The following is a 21,903-nucleotide window of genomic DNA, read 5'->3' as shown; positions in this document are numbered from 1 at the left end:
TTCTAGGACGAAGGCCGTTCTTCGTTAAACGGGCGCTAGGGCGTCACCCTTACACCAACATTTTCGACGCGATCTATAGAGTGCATTTCTAAAAATGTTTTCAGCATATTGTCTTTCTTTTAGATTAAAGTATCTCTTCGATCTGAAAATATCTTTTGCCTCGTCAACATTAAGTGCTGACTTTTGTATCAACTCGATTGTTAATTGAACATTCGAACTAAACGAATCCTTTGATTCCCGATACCTTTTACAGCACTCTTCGACATGTCTAAAAGATAGGAGGTCATCGTAAAATTCCACGTTTAAGTCAACAATGTCAACTTTGTATTGTTCAACCTCTTGAAGATATGACTTCAAAACAGGCAAGGCAAGATACGGCCCCACTGGACTCCATCCTGGGGGAAATACTAAAAGCGTTTTAGGCATATCAACGTCACATCTTTCGCAAATAATTCAATTGAAACACAACTACCATCATAATTGAAAATACACCAAGTCCTGTAACGAGAATTGAGAACATCGCGATGCTCGTGAACAGCGAAACAAGGAGTGTTGAAATAACAACAGCAACCGATTGCAAAGACTCCCTAATTGAAAGCAGGCTCATCGATTCAGATCCGTCTCTCGCCAAATCCTGCAGCGATGTTATGAGAAGCACATCTTGAATGGCGTTTCCGGCACCGACGATAAAAAGGAAAATAAACGATATCCCAGACGCATAGCGATAGCCAAACGCCAGATACGCACCGAGCGCAAGATACGTCACAAAACAATATGATTTAACGCAATCGGAACCACTGATTAAACGACCGTATATTGTATTTCCGAACAACAGTCCGATTGTAAGACTACTCTGAAGGAATCCGTATTGTATCGATGACGAGTCAAATTGCAATTGCGCTATAGCTGGCAAAAGAGAATTCAGAGAGCCGAATGCCACGCCACTAGAAATATCGATTAATAGGAAACCAATTGCCAAGTGCTTCGCGTTAAGATCACTAAATGCAGTCCAGTTTTTTTCATTTTTGCTTATCCCCTCTTTATCATTAACCTCGATAACCGACGGAACATCTCGCAGCAACCAGAACGACGCGGCAAAAGAAAGCGCGTCTAATGCAAGAACAGCCTCCGCCCCAAATTGAGCGACAACAAAACCGCCGGCAACTGGCCCCAGAACCATCATCAAATTCTGCAGAAACCCAAACGAATTATTAATTACGTCGCGATTGATACTATTCGTATTGGCTCTTAACAACGAGTAAAAGCAGGGCATTTCAACCGTTCGGCAAAGCGATACCGCGCACGTAATAGCAAACATACTCCATTTACTATCAACAAAAATATAGCAAACGAATAATCCCGCGCGAATTAAGTCTGCCAATCTCATGGCCTGCAGTGTCCCGATACCCATCTTCTGAGGCAGCTGCGCGAGCGCAACTGAAAACAGAGCGGGGGCAAATCTGCAGCAGACCATCAAAGCAGTTGCAGAAACATCGTGAGTTACCTCGTAAATCAGCATTGGCAAAGCAATATTCGCACACCAATTGCCTATTTCGCTTATCCCTCTAGCAATATATAGGACCCGAACCGGACGGCTAGCTCTCAATACCGTGAACATCAGGATTAACCTCGTATTTCAGGCCTCGCTCATCCCTTAATAGGAATCCATAATCAACCAAGTACCGCCTCAACACGGCATAATCAGGATAGAGCTGTGACAGCACACGATTAACCTGAAGCTCCGTATAACTTGTATTTAATTCAAAGAAAGAGACGGCCCATAGCAGCATGATTCTTTTATAGCTTTCCTTTTTTGGAATTGAAACCAGCTCGCCATTCTTGAGAAATCGTTTTTTAAAGTCTATTAGCTCATCCATTCACATCCTCCATTTCATACGCATCTAATACTAAAAATGCATACGCTTTAGGTCATCGTATTCGGCTTCTTTATTCGAACTAAACTCGAACTAATCTAAATTATTTGCTCAAACACTCTTCGAAAGCTCGTTTTTCACTCTGAGTAAAATGCCCTTCCCAGTCAGTCCACGAACAGGAAGGCAACTCACAGCGAGCGGAGTCGAAGCCCTCTACCGTCGGTCGTTCAAAATGCGCGATAACCTTTTCGATATCCCCATCTGTTATCAGGTCAGAATGAACGACCTCGGTACCGTCTTCGAATGTCATATACGGGTACATCACGTAAACCACCTCGCAATCGTTAATCCAGTTTAGCATCAAGCTATTGCACCAAAGACAGCAAGCCCCCTTGATGAGTTGATGGTATCTGTTAAATGTCACGTACGATTCACATCTGGTGGGTACCCTGATGGCTACACGAAACGAAGCAGATTTACACCGGGAGGACCCCGTATGACAACCAAGTACACCGACGCGCCGCGCACACGTGTCATGACGCCGGCATCGCTCAACAACGGCGTTCACGAAAACCATTCCATCGGCCAGACCATGGCCATCGCGCCCAAAAAGGGCCTGTTTGACGACATTTCCATTCCCCAGATCATCGCCGGCGCCGCAGCTGCCGCTACGAGCGTCGCGCTTGCCTCCAAGATCGGTATCGCCGGATCGGTGATCGGTGCCGCTGTGAGCTCGGTCATCACCGTTGTGTCCTCGCAGGTCTACCGCCACTTTATCTCTGCCAGCGCCGAAGCCCTCAAAGGTACGCACGCCACCGTCGACTACCCCGCCGGCGCCTATGAACCCGTTGAATTAAATGCCGAGGAGCACTTAGGCGGCGCCGCGACTACCCAGGAGATGCGCCAGATTGCAGGGCGCGCGACCACGGCGCGCGTCGCCCCCGACAGCCTGCGCGCCAAGGCGGCGGCAGAGCGCAGCCAGACGCAAAAGAAGGTCATCATCTTCTCGATCGCCATCGCCATCGTCGCGGTTATCGCCTGCACCGCTGCCATCCTTATCACCACCGCCGGTGAGGGTCTGGGCGAGCGTCCCGAGCCGATTCTGTCGTCACGCACGACCGAGCACGACGCGGACAGCACTGGTCAATCGCAAAGCCAGCAGGACGACTCACAGGGCACCTCCGCATCCACCGACTCGTCCTCGAACACCCCCGATCAGTCGAAGGGCGCCGATTCTTCTGTGAACAACAACGGTACGCAATCCGGCACAACCGACTCAAGCCAAACGACTGACGGCTCTCAACCGAGCACGGGCGACCAGACGAGCGACACCACGTCGGGAACGGGCTCAGCAGACAGCAGCAACACCAGCAACTCGAACAGCTCGAGTGGAACCGCGTCCGGCACGGCATCTGACAGCTCGAGCCAAGGCACGGCATCGGGCAACTAAGCACGTTTGCCCCTCATAGATAATCGACCTGTATAACGGGCGCGAACCGGCAACGGTCGCGCCCGTTTGCCTTGGGCGCCGAGGTAGCAAGCCCCGCGCGATGGTAAGATGCTTTGGTGTGTAAAGAGGAGATTTGCCATGAGCAAGACAATAGTTAAGCCCACGCTATCGCTGGGCAACCACATCTATCTGTATCGTCTGCTGCGTGATGCGATTGGGTGCGGCAAGCAAACGTTTATGACGCAGGTCGAGGAGGCGCTCGCTGCTGGTGACATGGCCGCTTATGACCTGGGCTTCGAGTCCACGCGCGAGCTGCTCGAGGAGCTCGACGACTGCATAAGGCTGACCGTCTTTAAGGGCGGTCGCCTGTATGCCACGCTCATCGCCAACGAGGCCTGGGATGCCGCCCTTGCCAAGGGCGAGGACAAGCCCAAGGCTGCCAAGGGTGCCAAGCAGTCCTACAAAAAGAAAAAGCGCGGCGAGAAGGACCTCAAGGCCGTGCGCCCCAAGCACGTTAAGCGCGCCGAGCCCGAGCCCGTGGCCGAAGTCGCTCCGGAGCCCGAGCCCGAGGCAGAGATCGAAGTCGCTATTGAGGTAACGGCAGAAGCCGACACCGAAATCACCGCCACGACCGATCCCGAAGTCATATCCGAGCAGGAAGCCACTGCGGAGCTCAACGAAGCTCCCAAGTCGACAACCGAAGAAGCCGCTGACCAGCCCGAGACGCCTGCGTTCCAAAACAGCGATGTCTTTGGCGACGAGGCTGAGGACGACCAGCCCGAAGAGCCCGCAGAGCAGGACGCTACCGAGGCGGCATCGGAGCCCGAGGCACCGCAGCCTGCCATCTCGCTCACGGTCGTCTATGACCCCGAGAACGCCAACGCCGGCATCACCACCATGGCATCCACGCCCATCGAGGCAAAGTCGAGCGTCGAGAATCAGAGCGCTCCGCAAGTCGAGCTCGACACCGCGGCCGTAGACGCACCCGCTATCGTCGAGTCTGCAGATTCCGCGGCGATGCCAAAAGTGGGCACCGAATCAGTGCTCGGCACCGAACCCGTGCCCGTCGTCGAGGTGACGCCCGTCAATGAGCAGGCCTTCGCACCGGCGATGGTACCGGCCCCCGCACCCGTAGCGCCCGCCATCCCCGAGGACTTCCCCGTCGATTTCGCAACTGAGGTCTTCTGCCCCGGTCCGTTGCTACACCAGCTGTCGACCTATCTCCCCTACGGCGCCGATACCCTCGGCATCGTCGGCGAGTACTACTGGATCGCCCGCGAGCGCGGTACCATCGAGGCCGCGCGAAACCGCGCAAGCTTCCCCCTGCGCTACACGCAGGACGGCGAGCGCCACGAGGTTGCCGTGCGCATCCGCCGCAACACCACCGGCGGTCTCGGAGCCACCTGGACCATCGATAAAGTCGAAGAACCCGAGCAGTAACGACAAACGGCTCAAATCCAAATCAGGATTTGAGCCGTTTTTATTTGTTGATGTTGCGTAACCAACAGCGAGCGGGCCGCAAGTGCCCCAGGTTGCCGTGAAAGAGGAGCGACGCGTACTTCGGTACGCGAGCGACGGCTTGAACGGCAAGATGGGGTGCTTGCGACCCGCGCAGCGTCGAGCAGTTACGCGGTTTGGAAAACCGCGTAACGATCTAGTCGCGCGTCAGCTTACGGTGGATACGATGCGGCTGGGCCGCGTCCTCGCCCAGGCGCTCGATGCGATTGGCCTGATAGGCCTCGAAGTTGCCCTCGAACCAATACCAGTTGCCCGGGTTCTCGTCGGTGCCTTCCCACGCCAGAATGTGCGTGGCGACGCGGTCCAGGAACATACGGTCATGGCTAATGACCACCGAGCAGCCCGGGAACTCGAGCAGCGCCGCTTCGAGCGAGGACAGCGTCTCGACGTCGAGGTCGTTCGTGGGCTCGTCGAGGAGCAGCAGGTTGCCGCCCTGCTTGAGCGTGAGCGCCAGGTTCAGACGGTTGCGCTCGCCACCGGAAAGTACGCCAGCGCGCTTCTGCTGGTCCTGGCCCTTAAAGCCAAAGCTCGCCACATAAGCGCGGCTCGGAACCTCGGTCTCGCCGACCATCATGTGGTCCAGGCCGTCCGAGACGACCTCCCACAGGTTCTTATCGGGATCGATGCCAGAACGGTTCTGGTCGACATAGGAGATCTTGACGGTCTCGCCCACCTCGAGCTCGCCCGAAGTCAGCGGCTCCAGGCCCACGATGGTCTTGAAGAGCGTAGTCTTGCCCACACCGTTGGGGCCGATGACGCCCACGATGCCGTTACGCGGCAGGGTGAACGAAAGGTCGTCGATGAGCACACGGCCATCGAACTCCTTGTGCAGATGATGGGCCTCGAGCACCTTGTTGCCCAAACGCGGGCCCACAGGGATGCGGATGTCGGTCCAGTCGAGCTTCTGGCTTGCGCGGGCCTCGGCCTCCATCTCCTCGTAGCGAGCCAGACGGGCCTTGTTCTTTGCCTGGCGAGCCTTGGGCGAGCTGCGTACCCACTCGAGCTCGGCCTCCATGCGCTTGGCGAGCTTGGCGTCGCGGTTGCCCTGCGCCTCGATACGGGCGGCCTTGGTCTCCAGATACGTGGAGTAGTTGCCCTTGTAGGGATAAAGGTGACCGCGGTCGACCTCGCAGATCCACTCGGCAACGTTATCCAGGAAGTAGCGATCGTGCGTGACGGCAAGCACCGCGCCCTGGTAGTTGTGCAGGAAGTGCTCGAGCCACAGGATCGACTCGGCGTCCAGGTGGTTCGTGGGCTCGTCGAGCAGCAGCAGGTCGGGAGCTTCGAGCAGCAGCTTGCACAGGGCCACGCGACGGCGCTCGCCGCCAGAGAGCACGTTGACCGGCATGTCGGAATCGGGCAGCTGCAGGGCGTCCATGGCCTGGCCGAGCTTGGAATCGATATCCCAGCCGTCGGCGGCGTCAATCTCGTCCTGGAGCTTTCCCATCTCGGCCATGAGGGCGTCCATGTCGCAATCCGGGTCGCACATCTCCTCGCCGATCTTGTTGAAGCGATCGACCTTGGCGATCATGTCGCCAAATGCCATGCGCACGTTCTCGATGACGGTCTTGTCGTCGTCGAGCGGCGGCTCCTGCTGCAGGATACCCACGGTGTAGCCGGGGGTGAGCTTGGCATCGCCGTTGGAGACTTCCTCGATGCCGGCCATGATCTTGAGCAGGGTCGACTTGCCCATACCGTTGGGGCCCACGACGCCGATCTTGGCACCGGGGTAGAAGCTCAGGGTCACGTCGTCAAGGATCACCTTGTCGCCATGGGCCTTGCGAGCCTGATACATCTGATAAATGAACTCCGCCACAGTCATTTCTCCTTATCTAGCTGCGGAAATCTTCTCCCCCTCTCCGTTTTGGAAAAAGCGGAGAGGCAGTTCGCGCGTTCTAATAAAAAGGGGCATGGTTGCCCACACCCCCTAATACTACCTGGGAAAAGTCCCCCGGAACATACTATGAACTGCGTACGCTAGTTTTCCGCAACCTTAACGAGCGGCTCGCTGCGATTTGCGCCACAGCAGATACGAGTAGACGTAGACGGCTCCGACCGAACCAAACGCCAGAACCGCAATCACCGCGGCGACGACTTCATTCGAAAGCACCGCACCTGCCACGCCCATCGCAATCAGGCCAACACCCAGCACCATAAAGCAGGCACCGCCAAAGCGCTGCGTACGGCGCCAGTTCTCGGGATCGGCAAGCGCCCAAGGCGTCTTGATACCGAGCGTATAGTTCTGCTTCACACGCGGCAAGTAGTTGCCTACGCCGATGAACAGCAAACCGACAACACCGGAAATCAGCACGTTAACCGAACCGACCGCCGGCACTACGCCCCAGACCGTAAGCTCTCCCAGCCAGCTTATGGCGCACATGAACAAGGTGAAGGCGATTACGAAGCCCTGGTAGAACTTGCCCGAGGTTCGATATGCCTCACCTTTGGGGTCGATGCGCGGCACCATGCAGAACATTGCGAGAAGCGCCAGAGGCAGCACGCCGAGCGCGGAGGCCATCCAACTAGGACCCCAACCGTCGACGGCGCCGTTCGCGCCCCAGTGCGTGGGAATCTGTGCAGGCAGGCTCGGCATCACCATGAGGTGCGCTACAACATTAATAGCGCAGACCACAACAAGCATGGCCCACACGCGCGACGATACCCCCGTGGCGTGAATGCCCTTGTTTTCGTTATTCATCCTTATTACCTTCCGTGTTTGTAAAGCCCATAAACCAACCGATCAAGTCCTGCATGACGGTGGTGTTTAAGCTGTAAACGATGTTTTGGCCATGACGTTCGTCGGTCACCAACCCGGCGTTTTTGAGCGTCGCCAAGTGATGGCTCAACGACGGCTTACTGATATCGAAATGCTCGGCAAGCTCCCCGGCCGTGCAATTGCCCTCGCGCAGCAGTTCCAAAATGTGACGCCGTGTAGGATCGGCCAGCGCCTTAAAACCCTCTCCCGGCATAAGACCTCCTCTCATCATCTCTCATGACGTGCACACTATACTCAATATTTAGATGTTTGTCTAACTATCTAATCGCAATGCTTCAAACCACATCAAAGCAAACACCATCGCAACCTATGGGCGATTACCTATAATGGCGATAGCTAAAACACGACCTGCTTCCCCATCGGAGGATATTTATGACCGAAACCACAGCTGCAACTCCCATCGAGACACGCGACACCAAGCTCGAGATTATCATGGGTCGCGAGGCACTCGATAAGCTCGCCGATGCTACGGTGCTAGTGCTCGGCTGCGGAGGCGTGGGCTCCAACTGCTGCGAGGCACTCGCCCGCGGCGGCATCGGTCATTTCGTCATTCTGGATAAGGACATCATCGCGCCCAGCAATATCAATCGCCAGGCCATCGCCTTTCACAGCACCGTCGGCAAGCGCAAAGTCGACGTCATGGAGGCTATGATTCACGACATCAACCCTACCGCTACCGTCATCAAGCGCACCGAATACCTGCTGAGCGACAACATCGATGATTTCTTCGCGAGCGTTTTGGAGCAGACGGAAGGCAAGATCGACTACGTCGTCGACGCCATCGACACCATCTCGGCCAAGCTCACCATTGCCAAATATGCTCAGGACCACGACATTCGTTTGGTTAGCTCCATGGGCGGGGCCAACAAGCTCCATCCCGAGTGCCTCCGCTTTGCCGACATTTTCGATACGGTACGCGACCCCATGAGCCGCATCATGCGCAAAGAGTGTAAGAAGCGCGGCATCAAGAGCCTGCACGTGCTGTTTAGCTGCGAGGAGTCGGTTAAGACCCAGCCCCGCGACCCTTCCAACATCCACGAGCGCACCGAGCTCGGAACAGCCAGCTTTATGCCCCCTATCATGGGCCAAATGATTGCCGGCGAGGTCATTCGCCAGATCAGCGGGCGCGGCACCGAGCGCGTGCGCGCTGATGGCCAGCGCCTGGACTAGCGGAGTGCGCCGAGATGGAGCCCCGGTTATTTGATGCACACTGCCATCTTGATTTGATGACTTACCCGAATGCTGTTGCCGACGAAACTGCGGCTAAAGGGCTGGGGGTCTTTGATTGCGGGGTCGACCCACGCGACTTCACGACAGCAAAAAAGCAGGCCAGCCGCTACCCAAACATTATCGCCGGCGTCGGCCTCCACCCCTGGTGGCTCGCCGACGGCCGCTGCGGTCCTGCCGAAGTCAATCTGCTTTGCGAAATTGCTGCCCAAGAGTGCTACATCGGCGAGGTGGGACTCGACTTTTCCGCGCGCTTTGCCGGAAGCGAACCGCTTCAAATACAGGCACTTGACCGGCTCTGTGATGCGCTCGTGCAGCGTCCTCTTGCCGAGCGCGTGATATCAATTCACGCCGTTCGTTCGGCAGGAGCCGTACTGGACGTCCTCGAATCGCATGGACTACTCATCCCAAACCCCGATTCCCCCGCTATCATTTTCCACTGGTTTAGCGGCACTTCGGACGAACTCGCCCGCGCGCGTAATGCGGGCTGTTATTTTTCCGTCAACGAACGCATGCTCGCGACCAAGCGCGGTCGCGAATACGCACGACAGATTCCACTCGATCGTTTACTGCTCGAGACCGATGCACCAGCCGAACCAAACACAGAAACAAGCGCACAGTCGCTCATCAGATCGCTCACAAGGACCTCGATGCGCATTGCCTCACTCAAAAACTGCAATGTACAGCACATTGAGTCGGCAGTTTTAGCAAATGCGCGCTCTGTTTTTGACCTTCGCTAACCCCTGTGGGCAAAAATGCCAAGGGACATGCGAATCGCACAACGCAGCCCCTATTGGTAGACAGTACAATTCGGCAGCATTACACCAATTCGTGCATGAGATCACGGTTGCGTGCATACAATTCGTCAAAGATATGACGGCGCGACGCATATAACTCGTGGGCAGCCATATCGGGCTCGATTGTTTGCGCAACGCCAAGGACTTGGGCGAGTTCATCCCATGATGCGTAGGCGCCACCTGCGAGAGCTGCCATGATGGCATCACCGAAGCATGCACCCACCGTAACCTTGGCAACCGAGACCTCGCGCCCGCATACGTCGGCGATAGTCTGCATCCAAACTGGATTCTTGGTTCCGCCTCCGACAAGCATAATGCGCCCAATTGGCAGTCCATGCTCTCGCTCGATAATGTCGACATGGGATGCAACGGTATACGCGACGCCTTCCAAGGCGGCGCGAACCATATGGGCTCGCGTATGCCTTCCGGTCAGGCCAAAGAAGACGCCACGCGCCTCGGGATCGTTGAGCGGAGTACGCTCCCCCGCAAAGTACGGCAGGCACAGGAGCCCATCGGCACCCGACGCCACATCGGCGGCATCATGCGCCATAACCGAATATGCATCGGGGCCACCGTGGCCCTCGGCCTCTACGGCGTCGCGATACAGCTCTTGGCGCAGCCACGATGTGAGTGCACCCGCCGTATTGGTCCCCGCGCAGATTCCGTAAGTTCCGGGAATGATAAACGTCCCCGGCCACAGGCGGGCATCATCGACCATATGATCAGCTAGGTAGATGAAATACGCCGTGCTCCCCAACTGAACCATCATATCGCCGGGACGGAATACACCCGTCGAAATGGCCTCGGCACCAGAGTCACCCGTTCCCACTAAGACAGGTGTCCCCGCCGCGAGCCCCGTCGCCTCAGCCGCACGCTGCGTAATCACCCCGACAATATCGGTAGCCGACATTACCTCCGCCATCTGGTCAGGCCGGCAGAAACGAGCACATTCCCGAGCATCAACCTTCCAAGTGTAGCGGTCATATAGGGGAAGAAAATCCTCCGCCAAATAACGGTCCACCGTAAAACGCCCCGTCAACTTTGCGCACAGAAACGATGACGCCGTCAGGAACTTCGCGGCACGTTCGTGCACCTCGGGCATATTCTCCTTAAACCACAAGATCTTGGGAGCAATATCTGACGAACAGGGATCGTGCCCGAAAAGCTCGCGTGCGCGATCTGACCCATATTCGAAAAGAAGCTCGTCAATCTGCGGCTTCGACCGCGCATCGACTCCATACAAAATCGCGGGCGCCAGCGCGTTGCACTCGGTATCGACCGGCACGCAGTCGCAACCCAATGCGGAAAGCCCCACGCATCCGATCTGCGCCGCGTTAACCCCCGATTGCGCCACCAGCTCGCGCGACAAGCGGCAAAAATCGCCCCACCAAACTGCCTCCGCATCATGCTGGTACCATCCATCACACGGGTTGTCCGTCTCGTGTCCACAAGAGGCTTGGCAAACGATATCGCATCGATCATCGATTAAAACACCTTTAGAGGCGCTTGTCCCGATATCAATACCCAGATAGAACGCCATAGGTGCTTACTCCCCTCGCGCCGCACGAGCGGCAGCCATAAAACGAGCTACCCGCTCAACATCGACCGGGGCATCCAGCTTTCCGTCGCACTTTAAGCACGTGCCGACAAACGCACCATCGTAGTGAGCGAATACGTCAGCCACGGTATTTTCGCGACAACCGGTGCCACATACCACAGGTACTTCGCCAACACGCTCGCGGACTTCATCGGCAAGCTCGCCCGAAGCGCCACGACCGGCAGCCGAACCGCCGATGACCATTGCATCCGGAAGGCAATTAAAGAGAAGTGAATCGGCAATGTCCGCAGTCGTGCGGTCGTTGAGATAAACCTCCCCCTCGCTCGTGATGAAGTGAAAAAGCTTGAGGTCATCCAGGCGCAGCGCCGCCTTGCGACGCATGGTGTGCGCGAAATCTCGATTAATCAGCCCGAGATCACCGGCCCAGGCACCGCAAAAATTGCAGCGCGTGAACTGCGCATCGACAGCAGCGCACAGCTCGATTGTGGCATCACCGTCGTAAATAGCCTCGGCTCCCCAAGGGGTCGACAGATCATGGGACAGAGCTCCGATTACATAGCCCATCGATGCAAGGGTTGAGGGAGAAACGTGCTGCTCATAGGGCATCGAGAGCTCATTGCTAATCAAAATGCCATCGACACCGCCCTGTTGCAACGCCTCGAGATCGCGCTTGGCGGCTTCCACGACCTGCGACACGCTTCCACCCGGGTAATACAGTGGGTCGCCCGGCAGAGGACGCAGCAGCATTCCGATAACCGGCTTTTCGGTCTTGAACATCGAAGTTAGAAACGACATAGCGTGCTCCTTCATAGGGTTATTGCAGGGACGTTACTCCCCCAGCACCTCGACGTACACTTTTCGCTTCTGCGGACCGTCAAACTCCGCAAGATAGATGTTCTGGGCACTTCCGCACACGATGTGGCCATCTTGGACGGGAAAGAAGCAACTGTTCCCACAAATCATGCTCTTGATATGCCCACAGGAGTTGTTGCCGGTGGCTCCATAGCTCGGCAGGAAGTGTGCATGTGCATAGGGGGCATCGAGTGGGGCGATGCGATCAAGCGTTTCCATAAGATCCGTCTCCACGCAGGGCAGCCCCTCGTTTACCACGATTCCACAGGTCGTATGCGACAAAATAATCGCTGCCAAGCCATTGGTCACCGAGCTGCGTTCGATGGCAGCGTGCACGTCTTCGGTAATATCGATGAACTGGTCCGGAGCAGTCGATAGATAGCTCAATGTTTCGAGCGTCACCATGTTTACTCATCCCCTTCAAGAAAACGCAGGGCATTACCCCAGTAGAGCCTTTCTCGCGCATCATCGCGCATGGACACGGTATCGAGCGCCCGCTTGAGTTTGAACGCACGGAAACGCGGCGTATTGCTGGCGAACATCACTTGATGCGATAGCGCGCGCTCATACCACAGCGGCCCCATATCGACCGTGAAAAGACGCTGCATCATCTCCTCGGGCGAATCGATGTAAGTGATAGAGGTGTCCGTGTAGCAGTTGGGATACTTGAGCAGCATCGCCACGGTCTCGCGCACCCAGGGCCAGCCAAAGTGGGTCAAACTAAAACGCACATTTGGATGCGTTGCGATTGTGTGCTCAAATGCAAGCGGGTTACTGCGCGAGAGCTCTGCGCCCGGCTCCCAAGACATACCGGCATGGAAAACCACCGGCTTGTTATAGCGCTCGCACAGCTCGTAAAGCGGCTCAGCCACAGCATCATCGGGGTCAAAACCCTGCTTTGCCGGATGCAGACAAAGCCCCTTTGCCCCCAGCTCGGTAAAGGCGCGCTCCAATTCGCCTGCGGCACTGCTCACGCGCGGATCTACGCTCGCAAATCCCCACAGACGATCGGGATGCGCGGCAACCAGCATGGCAATCTGGTCATTGGTGCCAAAATGCCCTCCGCATGCCGTGGTTACATCGAGCGGCATGAGCAAGCTCTTCTGCACATCGCAGACGTCCATCTCAACTTGAAGCTCGTCCCAATCCATGGGACCCATATGCCCCATACCAAATTCTCGTGACCAAAAACCGAATCCATCAGGCTCATCACCCGGCGTACAGATCTCGCCGTAGAGCATGGGCTGAACCAACATGTCGATAACCATTTCGTACTCCTTTCCAGGCATTTGACCCTAGTACGGCTCAAACGAACCAATCACTCGGGACGACAGCTCAGCGCCCGCCTTCATACACGCCGGAATATCAAGGCCATCGATCACGCCCTTGGTAAACCCGGCAATATACGAGTCGCCGGCACCCACGGTATTAACGACCTTCTCCGCCGGTACAATCCCGCACTCATAGAAGCGCTCACCGTCATAGGCAATGCTTCCCTTCTCGCCAAGCGTGGCAACCGCAACGCGCGGTCCCAATTCCTGCACGTGGCGTACCCAGTCTCGTAGCTCCGGAGTGTCCTCTTCAAACGACATAAATGCGTAGTCAACGTAGGGAAAATGATTCTCACATGCATATTCGGGATCCTGGCTGAACACCGAGAAGTCCATAACCACCGTCTTGCCCGCATCGTGCCATTCGGGCAGGAGGTCCAAACAATTGCCAAACAGGTCGGTATGAATGATGTCATGCTCTAGGATAAACGCCCGGTCATCTTCATTCGGTCGATATGTCTCCATTACGCCATCGATTGCCTCGAGATGCACGCGATCGACGCCGTCTTTCAATGCCATGAGCATCACCGAGGTGTCGCCATCCTCCACCCGCAGATGTGAGATATCGAGCCCCTCAGCGGCCAGCGCCTCTCTCATCTTGTCTCCGTACTCGTCCTTGCCGACAACCGACACGGCGGATACCGAAACGCCCATTCGTGCAAGATGGATACCCCAGTCAATGCCATTACCAGTCGGATAGAACACGCCGATGTTTTGATAGACGTCCGCACAGCAAAAACCAGCCGCGCACGCTTTAATACCCATGGTCTTCTCCAATGTTCAAAAGGGGACCCACCACATGGCGAGCCCCCTTTTCGCGTTTCGCTTATTGTTTTGCATCGGCTGTCCAAGGCCTCATAGCCAGACCGCCGTACGCTTTCTTAAGCTATTCGACGATTGGCGCTCCGTGGCCCCAAGAACCTTCCATGCCGCACACGGTCGAGGCAAACCCGGCAGCAAAGTCGAGCGCGCGCTCGATGGCCTCGGCGCCATCCTCACCACGCTTGGCGGAATCGAGATAGCACATCAAAAACGAGGTGAGGAACGAGTCGCCCGCCCCCATGGTGTCCTTCATGTCCGTTACCGGTTTAGCCAGCTGGCGGTAATAACGCTCGCCGTCGTAAGCAATGCAGCCCTCGGCGCCCGCCGTAGCCGACACAAAACGCGGACCCAGGCCCTTCACCCATGCCAGACGCTCGCGAATCTCGTCCTCACTCGCGGCATCCGCCGCACTAAAGAAAGCGAAATCGACGTAGGGCGCAATCTGCTCGTAATACTCGTCGGTGGAGTCATCCGAAAAGTCAAAAGAGACCGTGACGCCCGCAGCCTTCAGCTTGGGCAGCTCGCGCTCGGTAAAGCAATAGTTGCCCGAATGAACCACATCGAACTGCTTCATGTACGAAAGGTCAAAGCGATCGAGGACATAGCGCGCATCGCCACGGATACCGCCCTCGTTGGAGCCAAGGAAGACACGGTCACCGTCAACGACGGTCACGCGAGCCGCTCCGTTCTCGCCAATCATCTGCTCGCACTTGTCAAGCTCGATACCTTCATCCTCGAGGCTTGCAATGACATGCTCGGCAGCGGCGTCATTGCCAAAAATGCCCATGTATGCGGAGCGTGCGGCACCGCATTTCTTGGCATAAACGGCGAAGTTCACCGCATTGCCGCCGGGATACATGGTGTGGATATGCTCGTAGCGATCGACGACGTTGTCGCCAAATCCGAGCGCGTTAACGTTAAATGCCATGGCCTTTGCCCCTTCTAGTACTCGACAACACCCATATAGCGACGGAAATCGGGATCGTGATCAAACACCTTGCCGCGTGCAGCACGCAGCTCGCAGTTCATGGCGTAGAACAGCACCGGGTCCAGATAGGCACGGACGCTCGCCGGCACGGCTTCCATACCGTACTCCTTGGCATCGAGCACCATCAGCGTATCGGTATGCGTCTTAAGGAACGCCAGGGCGCGCTCGTCCATAGCACGGCACTCGCTGGAGCCCATCTGCAGGAAGTAAAAAACGCCATCCTGAGTAGCCTCGAAGGGGCCGTGGAAGTACTCGGCAGAGTGGATGTAGCTACAGTGCTGCCACTGCATCTCCATAAGAGAGCAGATAGCGAAACCGTAGGTCTGGCTAAAGTTGGGACCGCTGCCCAGAATGTAGAAGAACTCGTGCTCCTGGCAAAGCTTGGCAAAGCGATCGCCCAGCTCGGCATTTACCTTCTCGCGTGCCGGGGGAAGAATCTTATCCATCTCGGCGATACCGGCATACATATCGGCAAGATCGGCGTAACCCTCCTGCTGATCGAGCAGCTCTGCCGCAAGCGACAGCGAAATGCCAGCGGGGACCTCGGCCTGCGGCACGCCCTCGCCCCACGGGTAGACCCACGTGGTCCATTTACCGGTGTCGATCTTAGATCCAGCGTTGTCGGTCTGGGCGATCACCGTAGCGTCGGCAGCAAGGGCAATCTCGCAGCCCTCGACGACCTCAGGGGTGTTGCCACTGTGGCTACAAGCGATGACCAGGGACTTCTCGCCCAGACGACGCGGACGCATGATATCGAACTCGCGAGCCGTATAGATATACGAAGTGAAGGTGGTTGCCTCGCGCTGCAGAAGCTCATGAGCCGGGATCAAATCGATCATGGAGCCACCGCAAGCAATCCAGTAGACGCTGTCGAACTTGCCCTTCTCGGCAATTGCCTCTTTGATCAGATCGTGTGCGTTCATATCCAGTTCCTTTCTTATTTGGCCCGCAATCAATGACGTTGGTTGCGTGGCCGATGGTTGTTTTAGTCAATCAGATATTTCTCGAATGCGGCCATGTTCTTGGCATCTGCCGCCGCCGGATCATCGTAGTAACGACCGTCCGTGATTTCCTGGCCCAGCATGCCGTCGAAACCATGGGCGTTGAGCGTGGCGACGAAGGCGTCCATATCGTGCTTGCCATCGCCCCACACCAGATGGCCATACGGGTCACCGTCGATAAAGTGCATCTCGTGAATTGCCCCATCACCAAAGGCGGCAAACCAGTCCTCGAGCGTCTCGCCTGCAACGCCCATCGCGGTTGTATCAACCATGGGCTGTAAGTACGGGCTCGCGACCTCGTCAATCATGCGCTTCGCATCGGAAACCGTCGTCACAAGGTTGCTCTCCTCGGGACGCAGGCTTTCCATCGTAAGCACCAGACCGTGCTCACCGGCATACTCCGCCAGAATGGACAAGTGCTCGCGGCTGCGCTTCCAGGCTTCCTCGCGGTCCTCGTCCCAGTCGCCCCAGCCCGAGTTGATGGACATGCGGTCGCACCCAAGTACCTCGGCAAGCTCAATGCCGTGCTTAAAGTACGCCAAGCTGCGCTGTTCATGCAGCGGTTTGCGTGCGCAGTACTGCCAAGGATAGACAACATTCTCGGGACACAGAGTACGATACCTAAGCCCACGGTCTGCAGCCTTTTTCGCCAGGACCTCAGCTTCAAAGTAGCCCGTGTGGTCGAGCGTCACATGCGGCTCCGCACACCACAGCTCAATGGACTCAAAGCCCAAACGCTGCTGCACATCAAGGAAGTAATCGAGCGACCACATGATGTAGTGGATATTCATGCCCGCAATCTGTTCGCGGTGCAGCGTCGGTTTGGATTCAGACATCTTATGCCTCCTTATTTCGATCGAACACGATTTGTCCGTCCGACATCGTCATGTCAACCGCAAGATCGCGTGCGTCGCGATAATCGAGGTCGAACACATCCCGATCGAGCACGCAGATATCGGCAAGCTTGCCAACCTCGAGCGTACCCAGCTCGTCTTCGCGCATCAGGTCGTACGCGCCCCCGGCAGTCCAAGCGTGCAAGAGCTCGACAAGCGTCAGCGTGTTGACCTCATTCACGGGCAGTCCGTCGGCGAAGAATCCGCCGCACGCGCTGTAGATTGACTCGCCCAGGCTCGGAATCAGCAGCGGCAGATCCGTGCCGCAGCACACTGTGCATCCGGAATCTTCCATGCCGCGGCGATTCCAGCTGTGCAAAAGTCGCGTCTCGCCAATTTGTCGACGCATCATCGACAGGCAATCCTCGCGCCGGTCCAGCGTCAGAATCTGCGGATAGACCTCGCAAATTCCACCTAACTTGCCAAACTCGACAAGATCGGTCGGGTCAGAGTTCTCGAGATCGGTAATCGCATGGCGGCGAAGCATCCGTCCATGTTCGTCTCGAGGCAGCGAGGCATAGAGCGCCACGGTGCGACGAACGGCCCCATCGCCCTGGCAATGCAAGGAATATCGGAATCCGTCAGCATCAATTGCACGCAGCTCGTTCTCAATCAGATCCCACTCTGGCTCCTCGACGACCGTCTTGCCGGCAGCGCCCGCATCGGCCGTGTCCTCATAGGGGTCAATCATCTCGGCAAGCCCCGCCCATACGCCGCGATCGGTCATACGGTTGAAGCCAGAAAAACGAACGAACGGTCCCCGGAAGCGCTCTCGCGCCTCGCGGGCATATGCCAGATTTGCACCGGCGCCCACCGGCTGCGACATCATAGAGACGCGAACCGTCAGCTCACCAGATTCCTCACGGCGAGCCATTTCGTCGGCAAAGCCGTAGTAGTCATCAAACGCCATTTCCTTGATGGCGGTAACGCCGCGCTCGTTAAGCATGCTCATGTAGTCCGAATACCCGGCACGCACCTCGGGCAGCGCAAGGAAATCGCTCATCATGCGCCAGATCTTCTCGGCATAGCACGCTTGGGGTGTAAAGCCATATCGCGCACTGGCGGCAGCATTGAGAACGCAGGTCTCCGCGCCCGGCGTAAAGCAGACGACAGGGATATCGCCAAAACACTCGTCAAACACAGCTGCTGTATTTGCGTTCTCGGCATCCGATGCCAACGTTTCGGGTAGGTTGTGGCCAAAAGCCGCCGCGCAATCCGGATGACCTTCTTTCCATGCACGCAAGAGCGACACGGCCTCTTTGGCATCAGCGATGCCGGACAGATCAGACCCCAACGTCCGCAGCGCCCAACCTGTATAGAAGGTATGCACATCGATCAGGCCAGGCATGACAGTGCGGTCGCCCAGGTCAACTACCTCGTCCGCCTGGGTCAAATACGAAGCTAGCTCACACTTGGTGCCAACAGCCTCAATTCGATTGCCACGGACCGCTACGAAACCTTCAAACGGCAGGTCCCCCGTACCGGTAAAGACGCTCTTAGACGTCAGGACCGTCAAACGATCGGACATCACAACCACCTACGCCGGAAGCATGCCGGAAATGGCAGTAATGACCAAGCCAAACACGACCATGAAGATGAAGAACTTCCAAATGGTCTTCCACCATTGGCCAAACGAAATCTTAGCCACGGCAAGGCCGGCGACCGTCATGCCCGCCACGGGGCTGATGGTGTTGATGGTCTGGTTGGCAAACTGGAGCGCGGTGACGGCCGCCTCGGGATTGAGGCCCATGAGCTCGGTCAGGGGGCCCATAACGGGCATGGTGAGCGCCGCCAGGCCAGAACTCGAGGGAACCAGCAAAGAGAGCAGACCAAGGACGACATACATAAACGTGGTGTAGACGGCGGCGGGTGCACCGGCGAGCGCGGTAGCGAGCGCGTGGAGGATGGTGTCGATGATCATGCCGCCCTCGGCGATGACCAGAATACCGCGAGCGATACCGATAACGACGGCAGCGTACGCAAAGTCGGCGAGGCCCTTAACGAACTCCTCTGCGATCGTCTGCTGGTCAAGGCCGCCCAGGATACCGGCAAGCAAGCCCATGCCAAGGAACACGGCGGAAATCTGATTCATGTACCAGCCCTGGGTAACAAGACCCCAGACGATAATGCCCATACCGCAAGCAAAATCGATAAGCACGAGCTTCTGACGGATAGTGAACTCTTCCTCGATGGAGGCATCGGTCACGGAAAATTCAATACGCTTGAGCTTATCGTCCTCGTACACAATGGACGACTCGGGGTTTTTCTTGACGCGCATGGCGTAGCGCATGGCCCATGCGATACCGACGGCAGTGAAGATGACCCAAGAAACGGCACGCAGCCACAGTTGCGGATTACCCTCGATGCCAATGATGCCTTGGGCGATCAAAACATTAAACGGGTCGATGGTCGAAGCACAATATCCCAGGTTAGGACCAAGGAAGCAGATGATGAATGCCGTCATCGAGTCATAACCGATACCCATCATGATGGGAATGAAGATGGCATAGAACGGCAGGGCTTCCTCAGACATACCAAACGTAGTGCCACAAATGGACAGCAACGTCATCGTGATGGGAATGATGAGGATGTCCTTGTTCTTGAGCTTTTTAATCACACGGCTCATGCCGGCATTCAAAGCGTTGGTCTTGGTGATGATCGCGAACGATCCGCCAATCAATAAGACGAACGCAACGACGTCGGCAGCCTCCTGGATGCCCTTAGTAGGCGCTTGCAGGACCGCAAAGATATCCTGGCCCAGATTGATGGTCTCACCGGTCTCGGAATCGGTGTAGTTCTTATCGACCTGTTCATAGGTTCCAGCAACGGCGACTTCACGCTCACCCGCCGCTGTCGAAATCGTCTTGCGCTGATACTGACCAGAAGGAACGATCCAAGTCAGGACCGCAAAGACAACGATCAGCAAGAACATGATCGTATAGACATGCGGTAATTTGAACTTAAAACGTCTGTTTGTCTTCTTCGCCTTCGTATCTGACATAGATACCTCCAAAGAACTCAAGACTGCATCGCATCTCGCTTCAACGCTTGCACAAGCAAACGTTCTATGACGTTCCATAGATTACCAGCAGATTTTCCAGTCATCAAGATAATTTCAAACTGATTGCCGCAACGCGGTTGAACGGTCGCGTTTGCGCCATGAACGGTATGGAAACGCCCGGTGAGATGATCCACCGGGCGTTTCCATTCGCAATGTCCTAGATGTCAAAAACGTAGCGAGACCCAACGATCCGCTGACGACCGATGATAAACGGCCGCCGCTGCTCATCGAAAAAGAAGGCTTCCATATAAAACAAGGGTTCGCCAACGGGAACTGCCAACAGTCGAGCGACCTCGGGCGACGCGCACGCGATCTCGAGCGTGCACGGGTCGGTAAACGCGGGCGTGCGGCCCGTCCGGTTGCGCACGAACTCAAAAATGGATTGGTTAGATAGAAGTGCCGTTGATAGATAGGCGTTGTCCTCGTAAACATATATGTTGTTCTCGAGCATGACAGGGACGCCATCGGCAGTGCGCACGCGCTCAACGCAAATCAAGTCAGTTCCAACGGGAACACCAAAGAACTGCGCTTCGGTGGAATCCGCCGGCAGTATCTTTCTCGAAATGACACACGCCCCCGGTTCCATTCCGTTAACGCGGCATGCGTCCGAAAAACTCTGGACGTCATCCTTCTGGCGAATCTTGCGCTTGAGCTTGGGGGCATTGACAAACGTGCCTTTCCCCTGTCGCTTCGTTAGATAGCCCTGCTGGACGAGCTCCTCAATAGCGCGTCGCACGGTAACGCGGCCAACTTTATAGCTCTCAGCCAATTCGAATTCGTTGGGTATCCGCGCGCCTGCCTTGTAGGCGCCGGAGTTGATTTCGTTTTTAATGATATCAATGACCTGTTGGTACAGCGGTATCGCTGCTTTACCGTCAGTTGGCCCTTCAGTCGGTGGCATATACCCTCTCCCAGCACAATTAATTCTAAAACGGGCTTAAGGGCATTCAACAAGCCCTTAAGCCCGCATTAGCTTAAAGTATGCTAGGTGTCGCACCAAAATGTTGGCTATTTACTCATCAGACCCGAAAAACGCGCAACTACCGCGCTCCTAAGAAAGCGTGAGCAGCTCCGGCAGCTGGTCGATAATCTTGTCCGCGGCATCCTGGCTAAAGCCAAAGCGTTCCTCGCGCTTGGCAATGACTGTCAGGCCGGCTCGCTTGCCAGCGGTGATGCCAGGCACCGAATCCTCGACGCAGCAGCAGCGATTCGCGGGCAGCCCCAGCAGGTCCAGCGCATGCAGGTAGATGTCGGGCTCGGGCTTGCTCTCCTTAAACTGCTCGCCGCTCACCACATACTCAAAGGCATCCGACAGCCCGCACGCATTGAGCACTTCCTCGATACTAACCATGGGAGACGAGCTGGCAAGTGCCACGCGAACGCCGCGGCGCGGCAGCTCTCGAATCGTATCCACGGCGCCTGGGTTAATCAAAGCCTGATAGTCGCGCGGACGCTTATGAGCCCATTCGTCCCAACGGGCCAACGCTTCCTCGCCAGTGAAATGCCCCTTACCGGCACGCTCAAACCAATCGACCAGCATATGCAGGAAGAACTGATGCGAGGTACCGACCTGCCCATTCAACTCCTCTTGAGTCAGATTAAGCCCAAGCTCCTTGGCAAACGCGGCAGTCTCGCCCAGGTAGTAATACTCGGTATCGACAATCACGCCGTCCATGTCAAAGATAACGGCATCGAACGGAAATGCGGACACGGCACCCTCCCTAACAAAAGGACGCCCGCGAGCAGGCGCCCGAA

21 protein-coding genes are annotated in these 21,903 nt (G+C 56.5%); 4 read left to right on the top strand and 17 right to left on the bottom strand.

Annotation, left to right across the window (positions count from 1 at the left end):
• Positions 1-433 precede the first annotated feature (433 nt).
• Entirely contained in the window at positions 434-1,618 is a 1,185-nt protein-coding gene (locus tag ACESUZ_RS06265) for an MFS transporter (RefSeq protein WP_373199089.1), read from the bottom strand.
• Positions 1,596-1,877 (bottom strand): DUF2087 domain-containing protein, encoded by a 282-nt coding sequence (locus tag ACESUZ_RS06260; protein ID WP_196022588.1) that lies wholly within the window; start codon positions 1,875-1,877, stop codon positions 1,596-1,598. The genes ACESUZ_RS06265 and ACESUZ_RS06260 overlap by 23 nt, the downstream gene beginning before the upstream one ends.
• Positions 1,878-2,370: 493 nt before the next feature.
• Between ACESUZ_RS06260 and ACESUZ_RS06255 the strand changes: the two genes are divergently transcribed.
• Both ACESUZ_RS06255 and ACESUZ_RS06250 read left to right on the top strand, forming a co-directional pair.
• On the top strand, positions 2,371-3,324 hold the full coding sequence (locus ACESUZ_RS06255) for a hypothetical protein (protein WP_373199087.1): 954 nt from the start codon (positions 2,371-2,373) through the stop codon (positions 3,322-3,324).
• A gap of 138 nt (positions 3,325-3,462) precedes the next feature.
• The gene (locus tag ACESUZ_RS06250; protein WP_373199086.1) at positions 3,463-4,764 is read left to right on the top strand and encodes a hypothetical protein; all 1,302 of its coding nucleotides are present in this window, start codon (positions 3,463-3,465) and stop codon (positions 4,762-4,764) included.
• 214 nt (positions 4,765-4,978) lie between these two features.
• Here ACESUZ_RS06250 and ettA read toward each other — a convergent pair whose 3' ends face one another.
• From ettA to ACESUZ_RS06235, 3 genes are all read right to left on the bottom strand, one after another.
• Positions 4,979-6,658, bottom strand: a complete 1,680-nt coding sequence (gene ettA / locus ACESUZ_RS06245) for an energy-dependent translational throttle protein EttA (protein WP_117763769.1) — start codon at positions 6,656-6,658, stop codon at positions 4,979-4,981.
• A gap of 177 nt (positions 6,659-6,835) precedes the next feature.
• On the bottom strand, positions 6,836-7,540 hold the full coding sequence (locus ACESUZ_RS06240; RefSeq protein ID WP_373199084.1) for an SdpI family protein: 705 nt from the start codon (positions 7,538-7,540) through the stop codon (positions 6,836-6,838).
• Positions 7,533-7,811: an autorepressor SdpR family transcription factor gene (locus tag ACESUZ_RS06235; protein WP_373199083.1), complete on the bottom strand. Its 279-nt coding sequence runs from the start codon at positions 7,809-7,811 to the stop codon at positions 7,533-7,535. The genes ACESUZ_RS06240 and ACESUZ_RS06235 overlap by 8 nt, the downstream gene beginning before the upstream one ends.
• A 179-nt stretch (positions 7,812-7,990) precedes the next feature.
• Between ACESUZ_RS06235 and ACESUZ_RS06230 the strand changes: the two genes are divergently transcribed.
• Positions 7,991-8,788 carry a tRNA threonylcarbamoyladenosine dehydratase gene (locus tag ACESUZ_RS06230; protein ID WP_368134842.1) on the top strand — a complete coding sequence of 266 codons (798 nt, stop codon included), beginning with the start codon at positions 7,991-7,993 and terminating at the stop codon, positions 8,786-8,788.
• 14 nt (positions 8,789-8,802) lie between these two features.
• Complete coding sequence (locus tag ACESUZ_RS06225) at positions 8,803-9,585, top strand: TatD family hydrolase (protein WP_373199081.1); 783 nt, start codon at positions 8,803-8,805, stop codon at positions 9,583-9,585.
• Between the two features lie 79 nt (positions 9,586-9,664).
• Here ACESUZ_RS06225 and ACESUZ_RS06220 read toward each other — a convergent pair whose 3' ends face one another.
• From ACESUZ_RS06220 to ACESUZ_RS06165, 12 genes are all read right to left on the bottom strand, one after another.
• The gene (locus ACESUZ_RS06220) at positions 9,665-11,182 is read right to left on the bottom strand and encodes an FGGY-family carbohydrate kinase (RefSeq protein ID WP_373199080.1); all 1,518 of its coding nucleotides are present in this window, start codon (positions 11,180-11,182) and stop codon (positions 9,665-9,667) included.
• 6 nt (positions 11,183-11,188) lie between these two features.
• Positions 11,189-11,995: a BtpA/SgcQ family protein gene (locus tag ACESUZ_RS06215; protein ID WP_373199078.1), complete on the bottom strand. Its 807-nt coding sequence runs from the start codon at positions 11,993-11,995 to the stop codon at positions 11,189-11,191.
• Positions 11,996-12,028: 33 nt separating this feature from the next.
• The gene (locus ACESUZ_RS06210; protein ID WP_006234356.1) at positions 12,029-12,457 is read right to left on the bottom strand and encodes a secondary thiamine-phosphate synthase enzyme YjbQ; all 429 of its coding nucleotides are present in this window, start codon (positions 12,455-12,457) and stop codon (positions 12,029-12,031) included.
• A gap of 2 nt (positions 12,458-12,459) precedes the next feature.
• Positions 12,460-13,320: an amidohydrolase family protein gene (locus ACESUZ_RS06205; RefSeq protein WP_040358369.1), complete on the bottom strand. Its 861-nt coding sequence runs from the start codon at positions 13,318-13,320 to the stop codon at positions 12,460-12,462.
• 27 nt (positions 13,321-13,347) lie between these two features.
• On the bottom strand, positions 13,348-14,160 hold the full coding sequence (frlD, locus tag ACESUZ_RS06200; protein ID WP_373199076.1) for a fructoselysine 6-kinase: 813 nt from the start codon (positions 14,158-14,160) through the stop codon (positions 13,348-13,350).
• 109 nt (positions 14,161-14,269) lie between these two features.
• Positions 14,270-15,133: a PfkB family carbohydrate kinase gene (locus ACESUZ_RS06195; protein WP_035138847.1), complete on the bottom strand. Its 864-nt coding sequence runs from the start codon at positions 15,131-15,133 to the stop codon at positions 14,270-14,272.
• 14 nt (positions 15,134-15,147) lie between these two features.
• Positions 15,148-16,116 (bottom strand): SIS domain-containing protein, encoded by a 969-nt coding sequence (locus ACESUZ_RS06190; protein WP_373199074.1) that lies wholly within the window; start codon positions 16,114-16,116, stop codon positions 15,148-15,150.
• A 62-nt stretch (positions 16,117-16,178) separates the two neighbouring features.
• Positions 16,179-17,030 (bottom strand): sugar phosphate isomerase/epimerase family protein, encoded by an 852-nt coding sequence (locus ACESUZ_RS06185; RefSeq protein WP_195503316.1) that lies wholly within the window; start codon positions 17,028-17,030, stop codon positions 16,179-16,181.
• Position 17,031: 1 nt separating this feature from the next.
• Entirely contained in the window at positions 17,032-18,615 is a 1,584-nt protein-coding gene (locus ACESUZ_RS06180) for an amidohydrolase (protein WP_373199072.1), read from the bottom strand.
• Between the two features lie 9 nt (positions 18,616-18,624).
• Positions 18,625-20,088, bottom strand: a complete 1,464-nt coding sequence (locus ACESUZ_RS06175; protein ID WP_373199070.1) for a YfcC family protein — start codon at positions 20,086-20,088, stop codon at positions 18,625-18,627.
• 217 nt (positions 20,089-20,305) lie between these two features.
• On the bottom strand, positions 20,306-21,049 hold the full coding sequence (locus ACESUZ_RS06170; RefSeq protein WP_217749971.1) for a GntR family transcriptional regulator: 744 nt from the start codon (positions 21,047-21,049) through the stop codon (positions 20,306-20,308).
• A 150-nt stretch (positions 21,050-21,199) separates the two neighbouring features.
• Positions 21,200-21,859, bottom strand: a complete 660-nt coding sequence (locus tag ACESUZ_RS06165; protein WP_308196326.1) for an HAD family hydrolase — start codon at positions 21,857-21,859, stop codon at positions 21,200-21,202.
• Positions 21,860-21,903 lie beyond the last annotated feature (44 nt).

It is taken from the genome of Collinsella aerofaciens ATCC 25986, from assembly GCF_964239575.1.
Classification (GTDB): domain Bacteria; phylum Actinomycetota; class Coriobacteriia; order Coriobacteriales; family Coriobacteriaceae; genus Collinsella; species Collinsella aerofaciens_BQ.
This window is presented reverse-complemented; position numbering and strand designations above follow the sequence as displayed.

Excerpts from the sequence above, each read along its gene's own strand:
- ACESUZ_RS06265 (WP_373199089.1), bottom strand. The coding sequence starts at position 1,618 with ATGTTCACGGTATTGAGAGCTAGCCGTCCGGTTCGGGTCCTATATATT.
- ACESUZ_RS06260 (WP_196022588.1), bottom strand. The coding sequence starts at position 1,877 with ATGGATGAGCTAATAGACTTTAAAAAACGATTTCTCAAGAATGGCGAG.
- ACESUZ_RS06255 (WP_373199087.1), top strand. The coding sequence starts at position 2,371 with ATGACAACCAAGTACACCGACGCGCCGCGCACACGTGTCATGACGCCG.
- ACESUZ_RS06250 (WP_373199086.1), top strand. The coding sequence starts at position 3,463 with ATGAGCAAGACAATAGTTAAGCCCACGCTATCGCTGGGCAACCACATC.
- ACESUZ_RS06240 (WP_373199084.1), bottom strand. The coding sequence starts at position 7,540 with ATGAATAACGAAAACAAGGGCATTCACGCCACGGGGGTATCGTCGCGC.
- ACESUZ_RS06235 (WP_373199083.1), bottom strand. The coding sequence starts at position 7,811 with ATGCCGGGAGAGGGTTTTAAGGCGCTGGCCGATCCTACACGGCGTCAC.
- ACESUZ_RS06230 (WP_368134842.1), top strand. The coding sequence starts at position 7,991 with ATGACCGAAACCACAGCTGCAACTCCCATCGAGACACGCGACACCAAG.
- ACESUZ_RS06225 (WP_373199081.1), top strand. The coding sequence starts at position 8,803 with ATGGAGCCCCGGTTATTTGATGCACACTGCCATCTTGATTTGATGACT.
- ACESUZ_RS06220 (WP_373199080.1), bottom strand. The coding sequence starts at position 11,182 with ATGGCGTTCTATCTGGGTATTGATATCGGGACAAGCGCCTCTAAAGGT.
- ACESUZ_RS06215 (WP_373199078.1), bottom strand. The coding sequence starts at position 11,995 with ATGTCGTTTCTAACTTCGATGTTCAAGACCGAAAAGCCGGTTATCGGA.
- ACESUZ_RS06210 (WP_006234356.1), bottom strand. The coding sequence starts at position 12,457 with ATGGTGACGCTCGAAACATTGAGCTATCTATCGACTGCTCCGGACCAG.
- ACESUZ_RS06205 (WP_040358369.1), bottom strand. The coding sequence starts at position 13,320 with ATGGTTATCGACATGTTGGTTCAGCCCATGCTCTACGGCGAGATCTGT.
- ACESUZ_RS06195 (WP_035138847.1), bottom strand. The coding sequence starts at position 15,133 with ATGGCATTTAACGTTAACGCGCTCGGATTTGGCGACAACGTCGTCGAT.
- ACESUZ_RS06190 (WP_373199074.1), bottom strand. The coding sequence starts at position 16,116 with ATGAACGCACACGATCTGATCAAAGAGGCAATTGCCGAGAAGGGCAAG.
- ACESUZ_RS06185 (WP_195503316.1), bottom strand. The coding sequence starts at position 17,030 with ATGTCTGAATCCAAACCGACGCTGCACCGCGAACAGATTGCGGGCATG.
- ACESUZ_RS06180 (WP_373199072.1), bottom strand. The coding sequence starts at position 18,615 with ATGTCCGATCGTTTGACGGTCCTGACGTCTAAGAGCGTCTTTACCGGT.
- ACESUZ_RS06175 (WP_373199070.1), bottom strand. The coding sequence starts at position 20,088 with ATGTCAGATACGAAGGCGAAGAAGACAAACAGACGTTTTAAGTTCAAA.
- ACESUZ_RS06170 (WP_217749971.1), bottom strand. The coding sequence starts at position 21,049 with ATGCCACCGACTGAAGGGCCAACTGACGGTAAAGCAGCGATACCGCTG.